24 protein-coding genes and 1 pseudogene are annotated in these 23,528 nt (G+C 64.4%); 12 read left to right on the top strand and 13 right to left on the bottom strand.

Features of this window, described 5'->3' with window-relative positions; all coding sequences use genetic code 11:
• The first annotated feature begins 12 nt into the window (after positions 1-12).
• Complete coding sequence (locus tag EHH60_RS07690; protein WP_124158844.1) at positions 13-225, top strand: hypothetical protein; 213 nt, start codon at positions 13-15, stop codon at positions 223-225.
• A 2-nt stretch (positions 226-227) separates the two neighbouring features.
• On the opposite strand, the gene EHH60_RS07685 is transcribed toward EHH60_RS07690, so the two are convergent.
• The gene (locus EHH60_RS07685) at positions 228-893 is read right to left on the bottom strand and encodes a DUF429 domain-containing protein (RefSeq protein ID WP_124159075.1); all 666 of its coding nucleotides are present in this window, start codon (positions 891-893) and stop codon (positions 228-230) included.
• Positions 894-2,111: 1,218 nt separating this feature from the next.
• On the opposite strand from EHH60_RS07685, the gene EHH60_RS07680 reads away from it, so the two are divergent.
• Entirely contained in the window at positions 2,112-3,437 is a 1,326-nt protein-coding gene (locus tag EHH60_RS07680; protein ID WP_124158843.1) for a TROVE domain-containing protein, read from the top strand.
• A gap of 109 nt (positions 3,438-3,546) precedes the next feature.
• On the top strand, positions 3,547-4,887 hold the full coding sequence (locus EHH60_RS07675) for an RtcB family protein (protein WP_124158842.1): 1,341 nt from the start codon (positions 3,547-3,549) through the stop codon (positions 4,885-4,887).
• Positions 4,888-4,970: 83 nt separating this feature from the next.
• Here the strand turns inward: EHH60_RS07675 and EHH60_RS07670 are convergent, their stop codons facing one another.
• The 4 genes from EHH60_RS07670 to EHH60_RS07655 all read right to left on the bottom strand — a co-directional run bounded on the left by EHH60_RS07670 (position 4,971) and on the right by EHH60_RS07655 (position 9,109).
• Entirely contained in the window at positions 4,971-6,158 is a 1,188-nt protein-coding gene (locus tag EHH60_RS07670; RefSeq protein WP_124158841.1) for a serine hydrolase domain-containing protein, read from the bottom strand.
• A gap of 69 nt (positions 6,159-6,227) precedes the next feature.
• Positions 6,228-6,920 carry a GNAT family N-acetyltransferase gene (locus tag EHH60_RS07665; protein ID WP_199751336.1) on the bottom strand — a complete coding sequence of 231 codons (693 nt, stop codon included), beginning with the start codon at positions 6,918-6,920 and terminating at the stop codon, positions 6,228-6,230.
• Positions 6,921-6,924: 4 nt separating this feature from the next.
• A complete protein-coding gene (locus EHH60_RS07660; RefSeq protein WP_124158839.1) occupies positions 6,925-7,272 on the bottom strand; it encodes a Lin0512 family protein in 348 nt (115 codons plus the stop codon).
• Between the two features lie 172 nt (positions 7,273-7,444).
• On the bottom strand, positions 7,445-9,109 hold the full coding sequence (locus tag EHH60_RS07655; protein ID WP_124158838.1) for an acetolactate synthase large subunit: 1,665 nt from the start codon (positions 9,107-9,109) through the stop codon (positions 7,445-7,447).
• A gap of 154 nt (positions 9,110-9,263) precedes the next feature.
• On the opposite strand from EHH60_RS07655, the gene EHH60_RS07650 reads away from it, so the two are divergent.
• Positions 9,264-10,136: a bifunctional helix-turn-helix transcriptional regulator/GNAT family N-acetyltransferase gene (locus EHH60_RS07650; protein WP_124158837.1), complete on the top strand. Its 873-nt coding sequence runs from the start codon at positions 9,264-9,266 to the stop codon at positions 10,134-10,136.
• A 55-nt stretch (positions 10,137-10,191) separates the two neighbouring features.
• Positions 10,192-10,578 (top strand): ester cyclase, encoded by a 387-nt coding sequence (locus EHH60_RS07645; protein WP_124158836.1) that lies wholly within the window; start codon positions 10,192-10,194, stop codon positions 10,576-10,578.
• A gap of 21 nt (positions 10,579-10,599) precedes the next feature.
• Here EHH60_RS07645 and EHH60_RS07640 read toward each other — a convergent pair whose 3' ends face one another.
• From EHH60_RS07640 to EHH60_RS07630, 3 genes are all read right to left on the bottom strand, one after another.
• On the bottom strand, positions 10,600-11,820 hold the full coding sequence (locus EHH60_RS07640) for an MFS transporter (protein WP_124158835.1): 1,221 nt from the start codon (positions 11,818-11,820) through the stop codon (positions 10,600-10,602).
• 470 nt (positions 11,821-12,290) lie between these two features.
• On the bottom strand, positions 12,291-13,274 hold the full coding sequence (locus EHH60_RS07635) for an NAD(P)H-quinone oxidoreductase (RefSeq protein WP_124158834.1): 984 nt from the start codon (positions 13,272-13,274) through the stop codon (positions 12,291-12,293).
• Positions 13,271-13,822, bottom strand: a complete 552-nt coding sequence (locus tag EHH60_RS07630) for a hypothetical protein (RefSeq protein ID WP_124158833.1) — start codon at positions 13,820-13,822, stop codon at positions 13,271-13,273. The genes EHH60_RS07635 and EHH60_RS07630 overlap by 4 nt, the downstream gene beginning before the upstream one ends.
• Positions 13,823-13,945: 123 nt before the next feature.
• On the opposite strand from EHH60_RS07630, the gene EHH60_RS07625 reads away from it, so the two are divergent.
• Both EHH60_RS07625 and EHH60_RS07620 read left to right on the top strand, forming a co-directional pair.
• Complete coding sequence (locus EHH60_RS07625) at positions 13,946-14,863, top strand: LysR family transcriptional regulator (RefSeq protein ID WP_124158832.1); 918 nt, start codon at positions 13,946-13,948, stop codon at positions 14,861-14,863.
• Positions 14,864-14,930: 67 nt separating this feature from the next.
• A complete protein-coding gene (locus EHH60_RS07620) occupies positions 14,931-15,392 on the top strand; it encodes a cupin domain-containing protein (RefSeq protein WP_124158831.1) in 462 nt (153 codons plus the stop codon).
• Positions 15,393-15,410: 18 nt separating this feature from the next.
• Here EHH60_RS07620 and EHH60_RS07615 read toward each other — a convergent pair whose 3' ends face one another.
• Complete coding sequence (locus EHH60_RS07615; protein WP_245454430.1) at positions 15,411-15,983, bottom strand: DUF308 domain-containing protein; 573 nt, start codon at positions 15,981-15,983, stop codon at positions 15,411-15,413.
• A 90-nt stretch (positions 15,984-16,073) separates the two neighbouring features.
• Entirely contained in the window at positions 16,074-16,658 is a 585-nt protein-coding gene (locus tag EHH60_RS07610) for a TetR/AcrR family transcriptional regulator (RefSeq protein ID WP_124159073.1), read from the bottom strand.
• A gap of 76 nt (positions 16,659-16,734) precedes the next feature.
• Between EHH60_RS07610 and EHH60_RS07605 the strand changes: the two genes are divergently transcribed.
• The 4 genes and pseudogenes from EHH60_RS07605 to EHH60_RS07590 all read left to right on the top strand — a co-directional run.
• Positions 16,735-17,232 (top strand): peptide deformylase, encoded by a 498-nt coding sequence (locus EHH60_RS07605; RefSeq protein ID WP_124158830.1) that lies wholly within the window; start codon positions 16,735-16,737, stop codon positions 17,230-17,232.
• Positions 17,233-17,424: 192 nt separating this feature from the next.
• Entirely contained in the window at positions 17,425-19,284 is a 1,860-nt protein-coding gene (locus EHH60_RS07600) for an alpha/beta fold hydrolase (protein ID WP_124158829.1), read from the top strand.
• 85 nt (positions 19,285-19,369) lie between these two features.
• Complete coding sequence (locus EHH60_RS07595) at positions 19,370-20,203, top strand: alpha/beta fold hydrolase (RefSeq protein ID WP_124158828.1); 834 nt, start codon at positions 19,370-19,372, stop codon at positions 20,201-20,203.
• A gap of 50 nt (positions 20,204-20,253) precedes the next feature.
• Positions 20,254-20,608 (top strand): annotated as a pseudogene (locus EHH60_RS07590) (LysR substrate-binding domain-containing protein); the annotation flags it as partial.
• Between the two features lie 35 nt (positions 20,609-20,643).
• On the opposite strand, the gene EHH60_RS07585 reads toward EHH60_RS07590, so the two are convergent.
• Together EHH60_RS07585 and EHH60_RS07580 are read right to left on the bottom strand one after the other, a co-directional pair.
• A complete protein-coding gene (locus tag EHH60_RS07585) occupies positions 20,644-21,006 on the bottom strand; it encodes an ArsR/SmtB family transcription factor (protein ID WP_124158827.1) in 363 nt (120 codons plus the stop codon).
• Positions 21,006-21,668 (bottom strand): SRPBCC family protein, encoded by a 663-nt coding sequence (locus tag EHH60_RS07580; protein WP_124158826.1) that lies wholly within the window; start codon positions 21,666-21,668, stop codon positions 21,006-21,008. The genes EHH60_RS07585 and EHH60_RS07580 overlap by 1 nt, the downstream gene beginning before the upstream one ends.
• Before the next feature lie 182 nt (positions 21,669-21,850).
• Between EHH60_RS07580 and EHH60_RS07575 the strand changes: the two genes are divergently transcribed.
• Entirely contained in the window at positions 21,851-22,195 is a 345-nt protein-coding gene (locus EHH60_RS07575; protein WP_124158825.1) for a EutQ-related cupin domain-containing protein, read from the top strand.
• A gap of 25 nt (positions 22,196-22,220) precedes the next feature.
• Here EHH60_RS07575 and EHH60_RS07570 read toward each other — a convergent pair whose 3' ends face one another.
• Positions 22,221-23,480: a serine hydrolase domain-containing protein gene (locus EHH60_RS07570; RefSeq protein WP_124158824.1), complete on the bottom strand. Its 1,260-nt coding sequence runs from the start codon at positions 23,478-23,480 to the stop codon at positions 22,221-22,223.
• Positions 23,481-23,528 lie beyond the last annotated feature (48 nt).

The raw sequence follows: 23,528 nt of genomic DNA, 5'->3' as shown, positions 1-23,528 counted from the left end.
CGTTGTTGCTGGATGAACATCGAAAAACGCGCCCTGCTCGATCACGCCGAACGCTGTCGCCGCGTAGCGAACGAGCTCGCTCACAGCGAAGCCGCGCAACGGCTGCGAGCGATGGCCGACGAGTACCAAGCGAGAGCAACAAGACTGGACGACGAGGACGTCTCCTCGAATCCCGGCCGCAATGGTCACGGCCACTTCGAAGACAATGGCGATCGGGAGGACTGACTTCAAAAATTGATCTCCATTCGCAAGCCGCGCGGATCGAACTCCTCGCCACCAACGCGCTGTGTGCTGTCACGTGCCGCGACCGCGCAGGCACAGGCGTCGATGAGATCTTCGCGGCCGATACCCGTGCCGTGGCGTTGCGTCAGCCATTTCTGCAGGCGCGTGAAACCGCGTTGCGCCAGCAGCGCTATGCGCTGCTCGCGGCCCTGCGCCGACGTCTTCCTTGCGAGACGCACTCGCCCTGCGAGATTCCAGAAGATCAGCTCCGGATGCGCTTCGCCGATCGACACCTGCCGCGTTGGCGTCATGGCTTCGTCGACCTCTCTCATCTTGTCCCGGATGTTCCAGAGCTGCGCCGATACTCCCCTGCCCTTGCCTTCATGCGTCCAGTAGAAGCGGTTGGCCGCCGCCATGTCGCGAAAGCTCCAGAGGTCTCTCCGCGCGCCAAGAAACACGGCAGGGCCGATCAGCTCGCGCGCACGCAGATCGCACGCGCGATAGCCGCCTGGATTCAAGCCGATCGGCATGTCGATCATCGCACGCACATGCGGCAGCGCGAGCAGGCGCGTCAGGCCCGGCGAGTAATCGAAGCCATGATCGCCACGCTCATCGATCCAGGCAGCGACCCAACCGAAGCGAAATCCGTCGAGACCGAGATAGGTTGGCACGACAGGCATCCGTGTCTTGTCGTCAATGTCCTGCAATTTCCACACGCGCCTTGCTTGACATCCGCAAGTTGCGGGCGTATGTCCCGCGCCCTCGCAAGCACTTCCGCTTGCGACAGACACCATGAACCGAGCGATGTCATACCGCTACGAAAGAATTGTCCGCATATCGAATGGCCTACGGCCAGTCGATTTTGCATGCCCGGCTCGTGGGAGCGATCGTGCCTGACCGCAAGATCGACCGTCCGCTTCTCACGGACCCTCCCGAGCCTGCCGCTCCGGAGGGTTTTTTGTTGCCCGCCGCGCGGCCCTACCGAACATCCCGGCGATGGCCGGAACGAGAGACCCGGATCTCGGGGCTCGCGCTGGAGAGGCGCGCGCCCAGGTGCGCGGGGCCTGCCGGAGGGAACGAGGCGATGAGCCGGACACCGATGGCAGAGCGAACCCAAAGGGTTCGCAACATGCGGCGCGTCGACAGCGCCGCAAACGAATTTTTGTAACTCGGTATGCCGTGAGAGATCGCGGCTCAACCGACGCTGGTGGTGAAGATGTCGGATACTTCTCCACCCGGCAAAGCGGGTATGCCTCCCGCCTTTGACACACGCACCGGGATGCGGCCTCGGAAAAGGTACGCACGCGGCCCGGCACGGGATCCGTCCGCAAGGAGGGCGACTGTGTTGTCGTCACTGAAAGCCGATATCGCCCGTTCCCCAGCGTACCCATCAAAGGCGGACGCGAAAGCATCGGCCTGGCGGTGGTGAAGATGTCTGTTACTTCGGTAGAGCGCCGTCCCGGCTTGCCGGGACGGAGGTCGTGGGTTCGAATCTCGCCGGCTGAAATGCCGTAGCAGTTCTTGCTCTTCGGAGCGGCAACAGCATCGCCCGTTCCCCGCCAACCCCATCACGATCCGTGGTGAAGATTCCTGTTACTTCGCCTGCAACGCGAGAGGTCGCGGGTTCGAATCCCGCCCGGTGTCCCATGCACCGGTAGCTCAGAGGATAGAGCGCTTTCCGGCGAGCTTCGGCTCGTCGGGTACAGCAATCGCCCGTTCCCGGATCGTGTCCCTTAGCCACCGCCGGTGGTGAAGAGCGCTGTTACTTCGGTGTCGGAGGTTCGAACCCTCCCGGACGCAAGTCCGTAGCTCAGTGGGTAGAGCACGAACAGCCTCGCTTGTTCCCCGGCCCCCTTTTCATTCGCCCATCAACCCAAGAGGAGGCCGTCATGGTCAGGCTCAACAAGATCGCTCGTGCCTTCACGCGGGAGGGCGCGCGCGCAATCCGCTTCACGCCCGAGATGGAGCTGAAGCGCGCACTGATGAACTGCCTCCTGTGGGAGAACCAGTTCTACGAGGACGGCGTCGCCATCGCCGACCGCATCAAGGCACTCGTGCCCAAGGTCGCGCCCGCGCGCGTCGCGCAGCTTGCGATCGAGGCGCGCGAGGTGATGAAGCTGCGGCACGCGCCGCTGCTCGTCATCCGCGAGATGGCGCGCAGCGAGAAGCACCGCACCCTCGTCGCCGACACGCTCGCCCGCGTGATCCAGCGGCCCGACGAGATGACAGAGCTGCTCGCGATCTACTGGGCGGACGCGCTGGGGCCCCAGCAGCAGCGCAAGCGTCAGCCGGTCTCCGCGCAGGTCAAGAAGGGTCTTGCCCGCGCGCTGACCAAGTTCGACGCCTATCAGCTCGCCAAGTGGGACCGCGACGGCTCGGTGCGGATCAGGGACGTGCTGTTCCTGGTGCACGCCAAGCCCAGGGATGCCGAGCAGGAGAAGGTGTGGAAGCAGCTCATCGAGGGTGAACTGCCTTCTCCCGACACCTGGGAGGTTTCGCTCTCGGCCGGCAACAGCAAACGCGAGACCTTCGAGCGGCTGATCGCGGAGCGGAAGCTCGGCGGCCTGGCGCTGCTGCGCAATCTGCGGCTGATGCAGAACGCGCAGGTCCCGCGCGAGACCATCGCAGGCGCGCTCGAGGCGATGCGGACGGATCGTATCCTGCCCTATCGCTTCATCACGGCGGCGCGCTATGCACCGGACTTCGAGCCCGAGCTCGAGGCTGCGATGCTCAAGTCGGTCAAGGACCATGTGCGGCTTCCGGGCCGGACGCGGCTCCTGATCGACGTGTCCGGCTCGATGTTCACGCCCCTCTCCGCGCAGTCGGAAATGACGCGTGCGGAGGCGGCGTGTGGTCTTGCCATCCTCGCGCGCGAGATCTGCGACGAGGTCGAGATCTTCACCTTCAGCAATGAGGTCGTGAAGGTCCCGCCCCGCCGCGGCTTCGCGCTGCGGGATGCGATCATCAACTCGCAGCCGCATGGCGGCACGTATCTCGGCAAGGCGGTGACGGAGATCGACCGCAAGGGCGATCGCCTGATCGTCTTCACCGACGAGCAGAGCCACGACCAGGTGCCCGAGCCCAAGGCGCGCGGCACCATGGTCAACGTAGCCTCGTATCAGCATGGTGTCGGTCACGGCGCCTGGACCCGCGTCAACGGCTTCTCCGAGGCCGTGGTCGCGTGGATCGCAGCGTCCGAGACGGCGTTGAACTGATGCGCGACGACAACGGCCCCGGACGCGAGACGCGCCCGGGGCCAGCGAAATCTCTGAAACGATCCGCCCCCCCGTTATGGTGCGCGCGGAATGACAAGGACCTAGGACCATGCGACGACCCGATCCCTACATGGAACGCGCCCGCGAGCTCTGCCTCGCCGCCGGTATCGATCCCGACTCGCGCGTCGGCGAAGGACGCGGCCAGCCGGCCTGGTGCCTGTACAAGGACGCCGCGCGCAAGGAGCATCTTGCCCGCGAGGCCAATGCGACCGCGAGCTCGATCGCCGCGTTCCGGACACAGGACGCCCGCTTCCAGAATGCGCCGCTGAAGGTGTTCGGCCCGCACGAGGAGGCGACGATTGCGCAGATGCGCAATTGCATGGCGATCGGCAACGTCGTCTCCGGCGTGATCTGCGCCGACGGCCATCTCGGTTACGCCCAGCCGGTCGGCGGGGTCATCGCCTATGAGAAGCAGGTCAGCATCTCCGGGGTCGGCTTCGACATCGGCTGCGGCAACATGGCGGCTCGGCTCGACACCCGCTTCGACGACATTGCGGAGATCGCCCCCACGATCATCCGCGACGTCGCCAAGGTGATCTCGTTCGGCGTCGGACGTGCCAACGCCGAACGGGCCGAGCACAACCTGTTCGACGACGGCGACGCCTGGCGCGAAAGCGACATGGAGGACTACCGTCAGAAGGCGGTGAAGCAGCTCGGCACGGTCGGATCGGGCAACCACTATGTCGATCTCATGCGCGACGAGGAAGGCTTCGTCTGGATCGGCGTCCACTTCGGAAGCCGCGGCCTCGGACATACCTCCGCGACGCGCTACCTCAAGGCCGCCGGCGGCAAGGACGGCATGAACGTCCCGCCCGCCGTGGTCGACGAGGACAGCGAGCTCGGCCGCCGCTACATCGCGGCGATGCAGCTCGCCGGGCGCTACGCCTATGCGGGCCGCGAGTGGGTGGTCGAGCGCGTCCGCCGGATCATCGGCGGCAGCGTGACCGAGAGCGTGCACAACCACCACAATTATGCCTGGCGTGAGACCCACGACGGCAAGGATTTGTGGGTGGTGCGCAAGGGCGCGACGCCGGCGTTTCCCGGCCAGAAGGGGTTCGTCGGCGGCTCGATGGGCGACGACGCCGTCATTCTCGAAGGCGTCGACAGCCCGGAAGCCAGGGGCTCGCTCTACTCGACCGTGCACGGCGCCGGCCGCCTATTCGGACGACGTGAGGCGAAGCGGCGCTTCTCGCGCGACGAGATGGACCGTTGGCTGAACGAGCGCGGCGTCACCTTGATCGGTGCCGACCTCGACGAGAGTCCGATGGCCTATCGCCGCCTACCGGACGTGCTGGCGCAACACGCCGGCACCGTGAAGGTGCTGCACACGTTGCGGCCGTTCGCCGTCGCCATGGCCGGCGAAGGCGAGTTCGATCCCTGGAAGGACTGACGACAACGACGAGCGGGAGGGCCAACCCTCCCGCTCGCTTTGCCCTTGTCGCAGCCCGACAGACGAACGAGCCGCCTCTCGCGTCAGCCCGCGCCGACTGCCTGAAAGGCCAGGCGCTTGAACTCGAAGAAGAACGGATTCCAGAAGCCCATGTAGCGCTGGGCCATCAGCACACCCGCAGTATTGGCCTCGGGGCAGATCCACCAATGGGTGCCGGCAAGACCGCCCCACTGGAATTCGCCGGTCGAATTCGGAGGGTCGAACGGCGCCGGCGCAAAGGTCACGGCGCCGCCGAGACCGAAGCCCTTGCCGGGGATCGGCCCGAGAGTTGCGAAACGGATGGTCTGGCCGGCGGGCAACTGGTTCGTCATCATCTGCCGCAGCGTGTCCGGTTTCAGTAGCGCATCAGACCCGGGTAGCAGCGCACGCACCAGTGCGAGCATATCAGGCAAGGTCGAGACCAGACCGCCGCCGCCCGAGAGCCTCGGGAACGGCCGCCGATAGGCCTGCGGAAAGGGAAGATTGTCGGCACGCGTGAGACCCGGCTTCGTAGGATCAAGCACGTCAGCGCCATTGTAGAGCGCGACCAGTCTGCCCTGCTGCGCCTCCGGCACGTGGAACCCGGTATTGATCATGCCGAGCGGCTCGAAGATGCGCGCTTTGAGAAAGACATCGAGCGCCTGGCCGGAGACGACCTCCACGACACGGCCGAGCACGTCGGTCGCCACCGAATATTCCCAGGCCGTGCCGGGATGATAGGACAGCGGCAGATCAGCCAGCCTGTCGATCAGGTCCGAGAGCGGGGTCAGAGGATTGAGCACACGTGCATCGTTGTACCCCTTGAACAGCACCGTGCCGGGATCGAAGATGCCGTAGCTGAGGCCGGAGGTGTGGGTCAGAAGCTGGCGGATCGTGATCGGGCTCTTCGCCGGCTCGACATCGGCAAGGCTCGAAGCGCCCTGCTTCAGCACCTTGCGATTGCCGAGCTGCGGCAGGAATTTTTCGACTGCGTCATCGAGCCCGATGCGGCCTTCCTCCACCAGCAGCATGATCGCGCAGGTGATGAAGATCTTGGTGTTGGAAAACGCGCGGAAGATATGGTCGGGCCGCAGCCCAGTGTTGGCCTCGCGATCGGCAAAGCCGACGCATTGCTGATCGACCACCTCGCGGCCGCGCAGCACCGCCCAGGATACGCCGGGAATGATCTCCTGGTCGACGTAGCGTTGCATCGCCGTCCGTACGGCGGAAAAATCAGGTGTCCTCGCGTCCATGTATTCCCCCCAATTGTGGTTGGGATCGATATAGCGCGATTTGCCGGGATATGAAGCCCACAGTACAGCTCATTCCTGCTTCATCAGCACGGTGACCTGCAGCCGGCGCCGAATCCGCATGCCCTGCCGCTGGTACAGCGCAATGGCGGACGTATTGCTCGAGAACACGTGCAGAAACGGGATTTCGCCGCGCGCCTCGATCTGGCGCGCGATGGCGGCGAGCAACCCCTGTGCGTAACCGCGGCCGCGATGATCGGGATGTACGCAGACCGCCGTCATCTCGGTGAAATTGCCCGGCTTCATCCGCTCGCCGGCCATGGCGACCAGCTCGCCGCGCGCGCGGATGCCGAGGAAGGTGCCGAGCTCGTGCGTCCGCGCCGCGAACGGCCCGGGCTTGGTCAGCTCGGTCAGCGCCATCATGGCGGGAACGTCAGTCGCGCTCAGGCGGATGATCTCGGCATCGCGCAGCGCAGTGTCGGCGGGCGAGCCGATCATCTGTTCGCCGGGTTCGGCGAGCAGCACCTTGAAGCCGGCGGGAATTTCGACCGGCTCGGGCGTGAACAACACCGCGACTTGCGAGCCCGACATGAGATCGCCGAGTGCCGCAAAACTTGCCGCCGACATGTCCGCCATATCGGCAAACGGCGTCATGTCTACGGGATAGCGCAGAGCCCGCGGCCCGCCCTCGGCCAAATGCTTCTGGCTCGTCGTCAACGCGCTCCAGATCGGACGATCCAGCAGCGCCTCATCGCTCGCGGACATCGGCCTAGTCCTTGTCGAAGCTGACGATGACGGCAGCATTGGCAATCAGGATGGGATCGTTGGCCACTTCCGTGGCCGAGGGAATCTCCAGCCCGCCCTTGACGGCAGTCACTGTCACCGTGCCGTAAGGCAGCTCCCTGGCGACGGCTTCCTTGTCCACGCTTTCCGGATTGGGCACGCCGATCGTGACATCGACGAACATGTCGTTTGCGGTCTTGCCGATCATCCGGAAGAAGCCGAGGCTCGAATGCCTGATGGCATCCGACACGGCACGCTTGGCCGCCTTGGTGGCGTCCCTGCCGTGAACGTCGACGCCCATGCCCATCTCGGTGACACAACGAACGCGAGTCATTTCATAGTCCTGTGGTTGTTTGAGTGATTGAATGATTATGAGTGTCGGCGATGTGAGACCGCGATACAAGTTCGGTCATCCTCTCCTGTCCCGGACGCGCCGCAACGCTCTCGCGTTGCTGCGCAGAGCCGAAGAGGCGCTGCGCTGCGTCCGGGGCACGAGTCCGCGGTCCTCACGCCTTCGATTTCTCATGCGCGCGCAACTCGTCGACGAGCACCCGCACGTTCTCCGAATAGTCGATCGGGATCGAGACCAGATGCACGCCGCCCTCCTCGAATGCCGCCTCCAGAGTCGGGACGAAGCGGTCGATGCTCTCGATCCGATGCCCTTTCGCCCCGTAAGCCTTCGCGTAGAGGACGAAGTCGGGATTGCCAAAGGTCATGCCGTAGTCGGCGAAGTGATCGACGGCCTGCTTCCAGCGGATCATGCCGTAAGCGTTGTCCTCCAGCACGAGCACGACCAGATTGAGCTTGAGGCGGACCGCCGTCTCCATCTCCTGGCTGTTCATCATGAAGCCGCCGTCGCCGGCAACGGCGAGCACGCGGCGGTCGGGATAGAGCATCGCGGCCATCATCGCCGACGGCAGGCCGGCGCCCATGGTCGCCAGCGCATTGTCGAGCAGCAGCGTGTTGGCGACGCGAGTGCGGTAGTTGCGCGCGAACCAGATCTTGTACATGCCGTTGTCGAGCGCGACGATGCCGTTCTCAGGAATCACCTGGCGGATGTCGTGCACGATGCGCTGCGGCGTCGGCGGCCAGCGCGCCTCGGTGGCACGATCGGCAATATGCCCCAGGATCTCTTCGCGCAACGGGAGCAGCGCCGCGGCCTGCGGCAGCTTGCCTTCGAGCCGATCCGCCAGCAGCTCCAGGCTCGGGCCAACGTCCCCGACGACCTCGGCATCGGGGAAATAGACCTGCTCGACGCTCGCCGGCGTGTAGCTGACGTGAATGACCTTCGGGTCCGAAGGCCCCATGATGAAAGGCGGCTTCTCGACGGGATCGTGCCCGATGGCGACGATCAAGTCGGCGGCGTCGATCGCATCGTGGACGTAATCCCGCTCGGACAGCGCCGCAGTACCCATGTAGAGGTTGGTGCCGCCGGGCACGGTCCCCTTGCCCATCTGCGTCGTGAAGAACGGAATGCCGGTGCGACGCACGAAACTCGCGATGCCGTGCGTCGAGCCCGGCCGGCTGGTCGCCGCGCCCATCATCACCAGCGGACGCCTTGCGGCCAAAATCAGATCGGCGGCCCGATCGAGCGCGACGCGATGGGCAACCGGAATTTCGATCGGATGAACCGGGATCACGGGAACCGGCGATACTTCGTCACCCGCGATGTCCTCGGGCAGTTCGAGATGCACCGGCCCAGGGCGCTCCTCCATCGCGGCGCGGAACGCATCGCGCACCACGGTGGGAATGCTGGAGGCACTGACGATCTGCCGCGACAGCTTCGTCAGCGGCTTCATGGTCGCGACCACGTCCACGATCTGGAAGCGCGCCTGCCGGCTGCTCATGATCGGCTTCTGGCCGGTGATCAGGATCATCGGCATCGCACCGAGATGCGCGTAGGCGGCGCCGGTCGACAGGTTGAGAGCACCAGGGCCCAGCGTCGACAGACAAACGCCGGGCTTGCCGGTCAGCCGCCCATGCGTGGCCGCCATGAAGGCGGCGGCCTGCTCGTGGCGGGTCAGGACCAGCTCGATCCTGGAGGCGCGCAGCGATTCGACCAGATCGAGATTCTCCTCGCCGGGTATGCCGAAGATGCGATCGACACCTTCATTCTCCAGGGCGGCGACGAATAGATCCGAACCCTTCACCTTGCGCTCCTGCCCGCTCATGTCGTCTCCGCTTGCCGTGCCGGCTCTTGAGTTCCAGTAGAGCCTGCGCATGGTAGTCGCCCGCAGCCAGGTAACAACTCACAATGAGGAGCGCGCCGGCCGACCAACTCTCGGCCGATTGACAGCCCCGGATATCTGACTAAAGTCAGATATCATGCTCGACCCCGTCTCCCGCGTCCGCCGCTTCAACCGGGCCGTCACTTCTGCTGTCGGTGCGCTCGACAATTCGTTCCTCGGGCGCAGCCGGCCGCTTGGGGCGGCGCGGGTGCTCAATGCGATCGGGCACGGGCGCTCGGACGTGGCGGAAATCCGCGACTATCTCGGTCTCGATTCGGGGTTGATGAGCCGGCTGCTCCGCAGCCTCGAAGACGAAGGCCTGATCGAGACCACCGCGCGTGAAGACGATGCCCGCCGGCGCATGGCAAAGCTCACGCGGGCGGGCCGTCGCGAATTCGCGGCCTATGAGGCGCTGTCGAACGCGCAGGCTGAAGGCTTCCTCGCGCAACATTCGCAGCGCGAGGCGCTTCTGGCGGCGATGGACCTGATCGCCTCTGCACTGACGCGCGAGCGCGTCACGCTGGACGAGATCGATCCGCGATGCGAGGAAGCGCGCTACTGCCTCGGCGAATACTATGCCGAGCTCGGCCGTCGCTTCAGCCAAGGCTTCGACGTCTCGCTGTCGCGCGATCCCGATGCCAAGGACATGCGCCGCCCGCGCGGCACCTTCATCGTCGCGATGTCGGACAGGCTGCCGATCGGCTGCGTCGGCTTGAAGGGAAGCGATCACGGTTATGCCGAGATCAAGCGGCTGTGGGTGGCGCCTGCCGCGCGCGGATTGCGGCTCGGGCGGCGCCTGATGCATGCGGCCGAGAGCGCGGCGCGGGAACTCGGCATCACGCTGCTGCGGCTCGACACCAACAGCGCGCTGCCCGAAGCCGGTCAGCTCTATCGCAGCACGGGCTGGCGCGAGATCCCCCGCTTCAACGATGATCCCTATCCGGACCTCTTCTTCGAGAAGCGCCTCTGAGCCGGACCGGTTCGCGATGTCAGCGCGTTATGATCGAAGCCCCAGGAGCTTCGATATGACGAGAGACGACCTTGCCGCCATCTACCGCGACTACATCGCCTGCCTGAATCGGCGGGACTGGCCGGCCCTCGGACAGTTCGTGCATGAGGAAGTCATCCACAACGCCCGGCCGCTTGGGCTGGCCGGTTATCGCGCGATGCTGGAACGGGACGTTCGGGAAATCCCGGATCTGCGGTTCGACATCGAGATGCAGATCTCCGATCCTCCCCGCATCGCGGCCCGGCTGAAGTTTGATTGCACCCCGGCCGGGACATTCCTGGGTCTTGCGGTCAATGGAAGGCGCGTGTCCTTTTGCGAGAACGTGTTCTACGAGCTTCAGGACAGAAAGATCCGGCAGGTCTGGTCGGCGATCGACAAGACCGCGATCGAGGCGCAGCTCTGACGCCGCGCCTCGAGCAGGAGCTCACGCCGCCGCCGGCGCCACCTCCCCTTGCGGCTTAGCAAAGGGGCGGAACGTCATCGCCATCAGGAAGGCACCCAGGCCCATCGCCCAGGAGGCGATATAGAGCCAGGCATAGCTCGAGAAGGCGTCATAGATCAGGCCGCCGGCGAGCGGACCGGTCGCCATGCCGAGGCTGCCGGCCATCGCCGTGCCGCCGATCACCGTGCCCATCATCTTGAGCGGGAAGTTCTCGCGGATGAGGACGGCGTAGAGCGGCATGGTGCCGGCATAGATGAAGCCGAAGATGGCGCCGACCGCATAGAACGTCGTGAGCTGATGCGCGAAGACATAGGCGAGCGCGCCGAACGCCTGCAGCAGGAGGCCCGAGACCAGCACGCGCTTGGCACCGAAGCGGTCGCCCATCAGCCCGAAGGCGATGCGTCCCCCGAGGCCGGCAAACCCCTCGATGCTGTAGATCGTCACCGCCGCGACCAGCGGTATGCCGCAGCTCACGGCGTAGCTGACGGTGTGGATGATCGGGCCGGAATGGGTCGCGCAGCAGAAGAAGTTGGTGGCAAGCAGAATGAGGAATTGCGGCGAGCGCAGCGCTTCGCCCATCGACATCTCGCCTTGCGCAGCGCCCTCGCCCGCCGGTGCGGCCGCTGCCTGCACCAGCGCGGGCGGACGGCGCACCAGGAACGAGACCGGGATCATGATGGCGCCGACCACGAGCGCGACGATCTGCATCGAGGTCCGCCAGTCGTGGCCGGAGACGAGCCAGGCCGCCAGCGGCGACATCGTCATCGGCGCCATTCCCATGCCGGCGGAGACCAGCGACACCGCGAGGCTGCGATTCGTGTCGAACCAGCCGGTGACGGTCGCCATCATCGGCGCGAAGATCGCCGCACAGGCGGCGCCGACGAGAAGGCCGAATACGACCTGGAACACGAGGAGCGAGGTCGCGTGGCTCGCCGCGAACAGGCTGAGCGCAAGCACGGTCGACCCCGTCAGCACCACCGGCAGCGGCCCGAACCTGTCCGACGCCGTGCCCCAGGCCATGCTAGTGAAAGCCATCGCCAGAAAGCCGATCGTCATCGCGCTGGAGGTGCCCGTCACCGACCAGCCGGTGTCCTTTGCGATCGGCTGCAGGAACACCGGCAGCGAAAACATGCCGCCGATCGCGACGCAGCCGAGCAAGCCGCCGGCGGCGACGATCACCCAGCGATAGTTGGAAGAAGTCATTGCGGTCTCCCGTCAGGTCTGTCCGGGTGAAAGACGAAGGGGAACGGCGCCGGCCGACAACGGGTCACGTCATTTTTTCCGCACGCTCTTGTGATCTGCCAACAAGAAAGTCGAAAACAACCCCATGCACAGTAGCCGGCCGCTGTGAGATCAATGACTTACCGATCCAGGAACACTGCCAACTTAGCGGATCCCCTTTCCCGTGGCCGACATCATCACAGACCGGTTTGACACGTCGGGCAAAACAGATCGAGAATCATGGTGAAACCGTGCTCCATGCTGGGATTGCGCGACCTTCCCCAAGGCAAGCGACAACGGCCATCACAGGGTCAACGGGGTCGAACGTGACGGCGGTCTATTTCGCGGTCGGCTCGCGTTCGCCTGAGACCCCGCGACGTGCCCCGATTCGACAGGATGAGCGTGAATTTGGACGGCCGGTTCGTGCACAGGGACGATACCCCGGCCCGCGCTCAATCCACCACCAACACAACCTTTCCAAATCCTCCGCCGCGCTCCACGCTGCGATGGGCGTCGGCGGCGCGTTCGAGCGGAAACACCTGGTCGACCAACGCTTTCAGTCCCCTCGACGCAAACAGCGGCAAGAACCCTTCAGCGAAACGACGGACCATCGCCCGCTTTTCGTTCATGCTTCGCGATTTCATGACTGTGCCCACCAATTGCAGGTGGTTGTGGAGCAGCAGATTGAGCGGAATCGAGGCGGCGTGCTGACCGCTCAAAATGCCGACCTGAACCAGGGTTCCGCCCGGCCGAAGGCTGCGAAGGTTGCGCGGCAGGTAGTCGCCGCCGATGAAATCGATCACGGCCTCAACGCCGCGATGATCGGTAAGCCTCGCGACGACACTTTCGAAATCGTCGGCACGATAGTCGATCACGGCGGCTGCGCCGATGCTGCCGACATCCGCCAACCGCGAAGCGCTCGCCGTTGCGTAGATGGTGGCGCCCAGCGCATGGGCGACCTGCACGCAGGCGGAGCCCACTCCGCCCGCGGCACCGTGAACCAGGACGGTTTGACCTTGCCCGACGCCGGCAACATGTGAGATCGATTCGACGGCTGTGACGAATGATTCCATGATCGCCGCGCCTTCGACGAACGAGAGATTGCCTGGAATCCTTGTCGCCATGCGACGGTCGACCCGGGCGAATTCGGCATACGCCCCCCCGCCGACGATCGCCATCACACGCTGCCCGATCGATACGTCGTCGACTTCGCTGCCGACGCCAACGACTTCACCGGCCAGTTCGAGGCCAAGCAGGGTGCTCTCGCCAAAGCTCTGGTTGCCGTAGGCGCCGTTTCGCTGGAGAATATCCGCGCGGTTGACGCCTGCCGCCTTCACACGCACCAGCAGGTCGTGGGGACGAACCTCCGGCCTCGGCACTTCGGCCAGGCGGAGAACCTCCGCCGGACCGAAACCGTCATAGACGATGCCTTTCACTTTGCCTGCCCCTGCGCATGGGCCTCGGCGCGCCGCGCGATGCTGGCGGCGAATAACGGCGTCTCGCGGCGATTGTGGTCGCTTCCGGCCGCTTGGCGGGCGTTGGCAGCGTCTTCGAAGGAAATGCCGTGCTTGTCCAGGAATGCCGTGAAGACATCGGTCGGATGTGCCGTGACGCTGTTCGTATAGCGTGTGCGCTTGTCATCGATGGTTTCGGCCTTCAGCTCCCAGATCACGTTGACCTGGGTCCGGCCATTTGTCGTAAACACGTCCGAGATTGAATTCATTCGGCAGTACGTCTTGCCGGCCTCTTCCGCGACGTAGTGTTGGATCACCAGCCCGGTGCCGATCTGCTCGACATTGATCATCATGCGGTGTCCGTCGTCCGTGGTGCTGACGCCGGCCGCAATGTGATCGGGCGGGCAGCAGCGCAGATATTCGGCTTCGGAGAGCGTGAACAGCCATTCGGCGATGTCCATCCGGTCGAGCGGCATATCAATCACCGCGGTGTAGGCCGATTGCGACAGGATGCGATCGAGAACCTTCATGATAATCTCCTTTCATTCAAGGGCTTGGACCAGTAAGGCCCACCTTCGAGAGAGGAGATACGGCCTTTGAGGATTGGTGATAATGAACGTTGAGCTCGAAACCCTTTTGCGAAAGGCGCAAAGATGAAAGACCCGCGTTTTGCGGAACATCTGGCCATCTATGTTGACGTGGTTCGTGGCGGGAGTTTCTCCAGCGCCGCACGTCATCGCGGTGTGACACCCTCGTCCATCGTCAGGCAGATCGACGCGCTCGAGCACAGCGTCGGAGTGCCCCTGCTGGTGCGCTCGACACGCGCGCTCGCGGTGACCGACGCCGGAGAACGACTGTTCGAGCGCGCGCAGCGGTTGCTCGACGACCTTGCCGACACGCACGCCGAGATCGCCGCTTTCGATGGTGCGGTCGCTGGTGTTCTTCGCCTTGCCTGCTTTCCCACCTTTGGCAAGCGCTACGTGATCCCTACCCTGGAAACGATCATGCGGGATCATCCCGGCCTCACGGTCGAGCTCGATCTCACGGAGAGGCTCGCTGATCCCGTGCTGGAGCGGCTCGATGCAGTGATCCGGATCGGCGAACTAGCCGACAGCACTCTCATCGCGACCAAGCTGGCATCGCAGAACAGGATGCTGGTCGCCGCTCCTGCTTATCTCGATCGTCACGGCATACCGACCGAAACGAAACACCTCGCCGGCCATCGGCTAGTCGACAAATTGCACGGCGCCGACCTGCTGGGCTGGACGGACGTGCTTGGTCACCCGGCGGGCGCAGCGCCCGGGCCGCAAGCCGTGTTTCGGTGCGACGACTTCGAAGCGATGCGGCTCGCGGCACTCGCCGGCATCGGCATCGCATTCCTGGCAGACTGGGTTGTCGGGACGGACATACACGCCGGTTCATTGACACGAATCCCGCTCGACGACGAACGGTGGAATGAGGCAAAGGCCGGCGTCTATCTGTTGCGAGCTCTGGCCCAGCCGTCTGCCAAACTGACGATCCTGACTGCCGCGTTGCGGGATTCAATCGGGTCGCCGCCGGTGTGGGCGTAGTATCCACGCCAATTACATCATGACCACCCGCCCCATCGTCTGTCCCTGAATTCAGGAAATCCCATCCATGCCGAAGATCGACATAGCTGCCGTGCCGCTTCGCAAGGGGTCCGGCTACCCTGCGCCCTTCAGCACTCCCTGTGCCGAGCGCATCCGGCAGCGTCTCGGCGATGCCGGCGGCCTGAAGGATTTCGGGATCAACCTGATGCGCCTGCCGCCGGGCGGCTGGTCGAGCCAGCGGCACTGGCATTCGCACGAGGACGAATTCGTCTACATCCTCGAAGGCGAGGTGACGCTGATCGAGGACGACGGTGAAACGGTGCTGCGCGCCGGCGATTGCGCGGCCTTCCCCAAGGCAAGCGGCAACGGCCATCACATGATCAACAGGTCGAACGCGACGGCTGTCTATCTCGAAGTCGGCTCGCGCTCGCAAGCCGACCTCATCACCTGCTCGGACATCGACATGATGAGCCCGGCGTCCGACGGCCGCTTCCTGCACAAGGACGGCACGCCCTATCCGGACGCGTGAAGCGTCTGGAGCAACGCCTCACATCGCCGCGCTACGGCGCCACGTGCTGACGGTGAGCCAGACCGCCGAGACGAGGAAGTAGAGCGCGCCGACCGCAGCATAGCCCGCGACGTTCGCGATCGATGGCACCGCAGGCACCGAGGCCTGAAAGATGAAGAAGCCACCCGCCAGCGCCGACTGGCCACCGCTGAGCACCATGGCCCATTGCGCGCCGAAACGCTTCCAGCGCCGCACGGCCGTGCCGAGCTGGAGCAATCCGGACAGGATCGCCCAGGCCCCGAAGATTCCGAGCACCCAATTCATGCTCACCTGCAAGGCGAGGATGACCGCGACGGTGGTCGCCAGACTGACATTCAGGACCTGCGTGCGGTTCTGGTTCAAGCCGCCGCTACTGAGCCCGTCGAGATAGTTGGCGGCAGCGTCCCAGGCCGGATAGGCGACGAGCAACGCCGCTGCGATCACCGCGGACGTTGGCGCGATCACGAAGGCCGCAATGACCCAGGCGACGGAAAACGCGGCGCGCAGGAAGTAGTATTGCTTAAGCCATTGCGCCTGGTCGGCCGCCTCCAAAGCCATGTCACGATCTTCCATGTGCCTTTTCCTTACCTACTAGTTGGTAGTTTGTGTGCGACACGAAATACCCGAGCCGCCCTGAGCGGCATGGGCCTGTGTCGATCCTCGTCAGTGCCTGGTGGAAAGCCGGTCCAGCAGCGGCCGGATGATGGTGCCGAACATCTTTGGATCGCCATAAGCGCGCGCCGACAGCATCGCGCCATGAACGGTCGCCATGAATCCCTCCGCCTCGACCCGTGCCGTGCTGGAGAGGTGGAGCCGCCCCTGCCGCTTGCCGCGTTCCATGACCGATGCCAGCCAGGATGACAGGACGCGGAAGTGCGCGCGGACTTCGAGCGCCACCTCCTCAGGCAGGATCGGAAGCTCGCTGGCAAGGAGCGCACATACGCAGAACGGGGCTGTCGCGTCCTTGATGCATGCCTCCCAATACCCCACGTAATTTCTGAGCTGCTCGGCGGGATCAGCGACATTGCGTTCGAGGGCCGACAACCCCGCCTGGGCCTCCTCGCGATAGCGAGCCACGAGGGTGCGGACCAGGTCAACCTTGCTGGCGAAATGGTGGTGGATGCTCGGCTTGCGGATGCCCACGACATCGGCGATGTCGGCGTAGCTGAAGCCGTTATAGCCGCCCGCGATGATCAACGTGCGGGCGCAGGCAAGAATGTCGTCGGCCGTGGATGAAGGCATGCTCATGGCAGGACATCTACCTTCCAGTTGGTAGACATTCAAGGCGGGGTGCATCAATGATCCGTGAGTGGTAGGAGCCTCCATGACCGTTCGTCCCCTGCTCCGCTATCCCGATCGTCGGCTGGCGATCGTCGCCCGTCCCGTCACCGCTTTCGACGACGGCTTGCGCGACCTCGCGCAGGATTTGCTCGACACGATGCGAGCCGCGCCCGGCATCGGCATCACCGCGCCGCATATCGGCGTGCTCTTGCGTGTCGTGGTGCTGGAGCTCGATGCCAGGGACGGCCCGCAGACCTATGTCAATCCGGAGATCACATGGGCCTCGCCCGAGATGATCCTGCACCGCGAAGGCAGCGTCTCGATGCCCGGGGTCAACGACGAGGTGCAGCGCCATGCGCGGGTACGGATCAGCTACCAGGATCTCGATGGCGACATGCACCGCGAGGAGTCGGAAGGTTTGCGCGCCGTGTGCCACCAGCACGAGATCGATCAGCTCGACGGCTTGTTCTGGATCCAGCGGCTGTCGCGGCTGAAGCGGGAACGGCTGGTGAAGAAATTCGAGAAATTGTCGCGAGGGTGAAATCCGGCGGCCCCACGTCGATCCCGGTTCCTGGAAGACTCCGCCACGTCGGCAGGACCGACGACGCCCCGTCGCGCGGCACACATCGCTTGATTTGAAAGAGGAACCTGACCGTCTGGGAAGTGGTCGCTGAGACCGACCTAACAATCATATCCGGAAGAAACCCGATCGCGCCGCCGCCGTTGGTCGGGGATGTCGGTGCGCACCCTCCAACCTGCCGTCGACGGCAGTGTCGGGGAACGTAACGTTCACGATATGAAAGCTCGACGCATGAATGTGACTCGATCGGAAGTCAGGGAACACCTCCTCGGCGTCTGGACGCTCGTCGAGTGGTCGGAGCAGCAGCCCGGCAAATCGAAGGCATATCCGCTCGGCGAACACGCGATCGGCAAGATCATCTACACTGCGGATGGGCATGTCTCGGCGCAGCTCGCCCGCAGAGGACGGCGATCGTTTCCGTCCGGCGACTGGCGCGATGCTGACAAGGACGACGCGGCACACGCGTTCCTGAGTTATTTCGGCTATTTCGGGACTTTCTCGATAGATACCGATCGGCACGTGATCACGCATCGCGTCGAGGGCTCCTGGTATCCCAATCTCGAACGTGATGACCAGCAACACCACTACCGGTTCGAGAACGGTCTGCTGGTGCTCGACGCGGAGACTGAAAGGGGAACGGTCAGGATCGTCTGGCGGAGAGCGGCGGCGGCACGCGAGAAGACCAGAATCGTCGAGAGCGTACGAATCGCCGAACAGGCGGACACTCTGGCGCGGGGCATCGGCGCCTTTAGCGCCGTCGGCGAATGGCACCCAATGCTGACCAAGGTCACCAGCGAGGGTGAACGAAATGGCAGCCGCCGCATCGCCGAAGCGCGTGACGGCAGCCGGCAGACGGAACGTCTGCTCGAAGTCGCTCCCGACCATCGCGGCTATCGCTACCTGATCGATGAGACCGCGATGCCCGTTCGCGATTATGTCGCCGAGTTCCGCATTATTGACGATCGCGATGGCGCCAGCACCGTCCAGTGGTCGGTGCAGTTCGAGCTGACCATGCACGACGCGATGACCGCTGAAGGCATCCGCACCTTCATCAAGACCGGTCTCGACAGCATCGCGACCCGCTATGGCCGGGCAGCAGCCAAGGCTCGCAAGGAAACCACGAGGTTACGACGGTCCCAATCCACCTGTCGCACGAACGAACTCGAGGTCGCCTACGAGGTCTGTGGGCCCGCGGATGGGCGCCCGCTCGTCCTGGTCCACGGCTGGCCTGATGACGTGCGCTGTTGGGACAAGGTGATCGACAGACTCAGCGGCCGGAACTTCCGCATCTATGCGCCGTATTTGCGCGGCTCGGGCCCGACGCGATTCCTGCGTAGCAGCACCATGCGCAGCGGCGCTATTGCGGCACTCACGCTCGACCTGTCACAGTTCATAGACGTACTCGACCTCAACGATGTCGTGCTCGGCGGCTATGATTGGGGAGCACGGGCCGCCTACGGCGTGGCGGCTCTGTTCCCTCACCGCTTGGCCGGCGTCGTCGCTGCGGCTGCGGGCTATGCCACGGCCATTCCGGCGAGCCGGATGCCGCATGACCTGGCTCGCGCCTACTGGTACGAATGGTACGCCGCCACGAGCAACGGGCGGACCGCCTATCGCGACGATCGCAAACGGCTGTGCCGCTATCTGTGGCAAAGCTGGTCGCCGGCATGGCCGGACCGGGACGTCGAATTCGAGGCAGCTGCGAGCTCCCTCGACAATCCAGACTGGGCCGACATCAGCCTCCATGCCTACCGCCAGCGCTGGCGCGACGCGGAAGGGGCGCCGGACCATGAAGATGTCGAGCGCCGTCTGGCTGAGCCACCCACGATCAACGTTCCGACGATCATGCTGCAAGGTGCCGAGGATGGTGACGACCTCCCCGTCACGTCCGAGCACAAGGAGCGGTATTTCGGCAGCAGCTACGAACGACGCCTTCTTCCCGGCATCGGTCACTTCGTGCCGCGTGAAGCGCCCGATCGTTTCGCCGCGGCTATCCTCGACATCCCGAAATAGCCGGGCGCCAGAGTCTCCATCAGGACGACTGTCGGCGGACGCTCGACGAATGATCTCGAGGACAGGTCGAAGTAAGGAGAATGAGATGACGGCGAACTGGACTTTGCCCGAACGTTTCACTTACCAGGGGCATCGCATCGCTTGGGGCATGGTTGGCGAAGGGCCACCCGCCATCCTCGCGCATGGCTCGCCATTCTCCTCGCTTGTATGGCGACGGATTGCGCCATGGCTCGCGCGGCACCGCCGGGTGTTCTATTACGACTTGATCGGCTTTGGCCAATCCGACAAGCCGGACGCAGATGTCCTGCATGGCATTCAGAATCGACTATTCGCGACGCTCGTGAACTATTGGGGCATCGAGCGGCCGGACATTGTCGCACATGATTTTGGCGGTTCCGCTGCACTGCGCGCTCATCTCCTCGACCGTGTCGAGTATAGCAGCCTCGTATTGATCGATCCGGTCGCAATCAGCCCGCAAGGATCCGCGCTGGTGCAAGCAGCCAAGGCGCACCGAGAAGTATTTGCCGCGCTGCCCGCCTACATTCACGAAGCCGTCCTGCGCGCCTATATCGGCGCTGCGGTGATGCACAGCTTGCGGGAGGAGGAAATGCGGCTCTACCTCGCGCCGTGGCTCGACGACGGGGGCAAGAAGGCTTTTTGGCGGCAGATCGCACAGATGGATGACAAGTACAGCGAGGACGTTGAAGGACGATATGATGAGATCCGCTGCCCCGTAACGATCCTTTGGGGCGAGAAGGACGAGTTCATCCCGCTCAAGGACGGCGAAGAGCTCGTCCGACGCATTCCTGGCGCCCGGTTCATCGTCGTGCCGGACGCGAAGCATCTGGTGCAGGAGGACGCTCCCGAAGCAATCGTTGCAGCCGTCCTCGACGTCTGGCGCCAGGGGGCGAGGCCGTGACGGCATGTTCTGGATCCAGCGGCTGTCGCGGCTGAAGCGGGAATGGCTGGCTCCTGCGGCTCGAAGCGGCATTTGGCGTCCAACTGCTTGCAAGAACGACGCGCGGGGCTGCGCTCCCGGAAGCCGGCGTCACTTTCCAAGACCGTGCCGCCAGGGTGGCGCCGAGATCGATGCAGCGAGGGAGGCAGTTCTACCAGCCGGCGACTTGCGCGGCCGCTTGCGAGTTGCGGTGCCGCTTTCTTTCGGCCCGATCCACTTCGCTCCCATCCTTGCGGAATGGGCGGGCGCCATCCTCATCTTCAGATCCAAACCTGCTACAGTGATCGGTTCGTCGATCTGATCGCAGAAGGATATGATTGCGCGATACGAGTTGGCTATCTTCAGGACGCCAATCTGATCGCAAGACTAACTTCGCTCCTCACGCCCAATTCGCGATCACCTCAAGCTCTCTTCCCGCTCGTTTTGGCGAGCGGAGCCTTGCGACGCGCTCGTTTGCCACGCGCGATCTCGGTGGCCAGTGCGTCCAGCTTCGGCTCCCAGAAATTCCTGAACTGACCGATCCACGCGTCGACCGCTTGCAGCCCGGCAACGTCGACCGAATAGAGCCGCCTTTGCGCCTCCGCCCGAACGCTGGCAAAGCCGCTCTCTCGCAGCACCTTGAGGTGCTGCGAGACGGCCGCCTGGGTAATGCCGAACTCGGCCCCGATCACCTCGACGACCTCGCCGGACGCCATTTCCCTGAGGCCGAGCAGCTCGAGGATGCGGCGGCGCACGGGATCGGCGAGGACTTCGAAGGCGTGCATCAGCTTCCTGTGCCGGGATGCGTGATATCGGGCGGCGTCTCGCCGCGATAGAATGCGATGGTGCGGTCCGAGCGCTCTTTCGCCGCGGCCGGATCGAACCCGCTCGCGACGTGCGCCGCACGCCAGGACTCCCCGCTGGTCGTCATGAAGTCCTTGCCCTCCGGCGAGCCCATCCACGCCTCGGCCGTCTCGTGGTCGACCGAAGCCCCGGTCGCAAGGTATCGGTCAAGTCCCGCAAGAGCGAGGTCCCAACCGATGCCCACCGCACCGGGGCCGAACTGATTCCAATGGTCCTCGATGATCGCGGTGTGCTCAAGCGTCAGGCGCGCCTGGCTTCGTTCCGCGCTCAGCCTGACGTCGATCCAGCTCGTGGCGCCACCGAATTCCCAGGTCGCGGCGAAATGCGTCTGCGGCGTACAGGCCGTGATGGTGCCGCCCGCATTGCCCTTGACCTGGTATCTTCCGCCGAGCTGGAGGTCTCCCTCGACCGGCGCAAACCAGCGCGGGATGCGCTCCCGGCTGGTCACGGCGTCCCAGAGATCGTCGACGCCGGTGTCGTAGAGCCGCGTCAGCGTCACTGTACTCGCCGGCTTGCCGTTTTTGTTGAAGCTCCTCACCGAGCGTGTCACGAGCCCCAAGACCCTGGCGACATCGATCTGCATGACGTTCCTCCTCGTTGCTGCGTGGAAGCGACGGATATCGATCGGCGCTAATATAAGTCAATACTTATACTAGATGATCCGCTGCGTCAAACCGCCTCGCGAGGTCATGCGAACCAAATGTCTGCTCGAGCGTCTATCGGTGCCCTCCCCACCCGCAGGCTTGGTCAAGACGGAAGGAATTCATGAAAGTTTGCAAATTCGCCATCGCCGATGCTTCGCTCGCACGCTCGCCGGGACAGGACGGCGACATCTTCGTCAGCAATATGGTCGACCAGCGTCACGGCGGACCGATTACGATCGGCTACGGCCGCTACGCCCCGAACCAGACTCTGGACGAGACGATGAAAGTCGACGATGTCATGATTGTGCTGGAGGGGAAGCTCTCGGTCACGAGCAACGGCAACACCGTCACCGCGGGGCCCGGCGAGATCGTCTACATGCCGAAGGGCGAGAGGGTCACCATCCGCTCGCACGAGCAAGGCGCCCTCACCGCTTACGTCACCTACCCGCATTGGCAGGAGGGGTAACGCCTCCGCCTGGCCGCTGATAGCCCTACCCGCCCGCCATCAGCGCCTTTGCCAGTGCCATGTAGGCCGGCAGCGTCACCGGGTCGTTGGCGGCGTTGCCGGCCATGGGATGCGAGGCGTAGCGCGCGATGACCATCTCGGCCTTGGGATCGATATAGATGCCCTGGCCGTATACGCCGCGCGCCATGTAGGCGCCGTGCTCGTTGTGCGTGACCCACCATTGATTGCGATACGACGCGCCCGGTAGCGTGGTGTAGCCCGCCGGCTTGAACTTTTCGGGGTCGCCGCCACGTGCGATGTCCTCGACCGCCTGTGACGGCACGATCTGGCGGCCGTTGAAGCGGCCGTGATTGCGCATGGTCTCTCCGAAGCGGGCGAGATCGCGCAACGTCGTGGAGAGACCGCCGCCGCCGCTCTCCGTGCCGATGCGGTCGACATGATAGTGCGCGTCCTCCTCCGCACCCATCGGCTGCCAGATGCGCTCGGAGAGCAGGTCGGATAACGTCATGCCGCTGGTGCGGCGGCAGATCCAGGCGAGCACGTCGGTGTTGACGGTCTTGTAGGCAAACGCCTTGCCGTGCTCGCCTTGCTTCTTCTGCGCGACAAGGAAGTCGAAGATGGTGGTCGGGCCCGCATAATCAGGCGGGATCGGCGCCATGCCGTTGGCGCGCCGGAGGCCCCACACGTCCGAATTCTTGTCGGTGTAGATTTCGGTGTAGGCGAGCCCCGTGGTCATATCCATGACCTCGTGCACGCACGCGTCCCCAAACGCGCTGCTCTTCAACTCCGGCACATAGTCCGTGACGGGCGCCTGCGGATCGATCTTGCCCTCGGCAACCAGAATACCGGCGAGCACCCCGGTGAACGACTTCGTCACCGACATGGCGATATGCGGCTTGTGCGGCTTCAACGCGCCGAAATAGCGCTCATAGATCAGCCTGCCCCGATGCAGCACGGCGATGCCGTCGGTGTACGTTTCCTCCAGCATCTTTTCAAAGGTCATGGGCCGCCCGTCCATCGTGGTCGAGCCGACCGCACCGATGTCATGATCCTGGCGCGGCAACACCGACGCCGGCCCTGCTCCGCGCCAGACGTTCACGGTCGGCACCAGCTGGCGGATGTTGCTCCAGGCCCAGCGCAGCTCGGGGAAGCTGCGGAACGAGCCGTTCTGGAAGGTGATGGTGCGGTCGAGTGCCGGCGGGAAGCCGCGCATCCAGCCAAGGGTCTCGGGATCGGTGGAGGTGGCAGTGGCGGACAGTTGGCTGGCGGCGGTGGCGACGGACATGAAGGCGAGCTCCGGAGGGGACCATACGGATCACGTATCACGGGAGAG

The sequence above is a fragment of the Bradyrhizobium sp. RP6 genome, from assembly GCF_003837805.1.
In the GTDB taxonomy this organism is placed as follows: domain Bacteria; phylum Pseudomonadota; class Alphaproteobacteria; order Rhizobiales; family Xanthobacteraceae; genus Bradyrhizobium.
The sequence above is the reverse complement of the archived record's forward strand: the minus strand, read 5'-3'. Positions and strand labels throughout refer to the sequence as shown.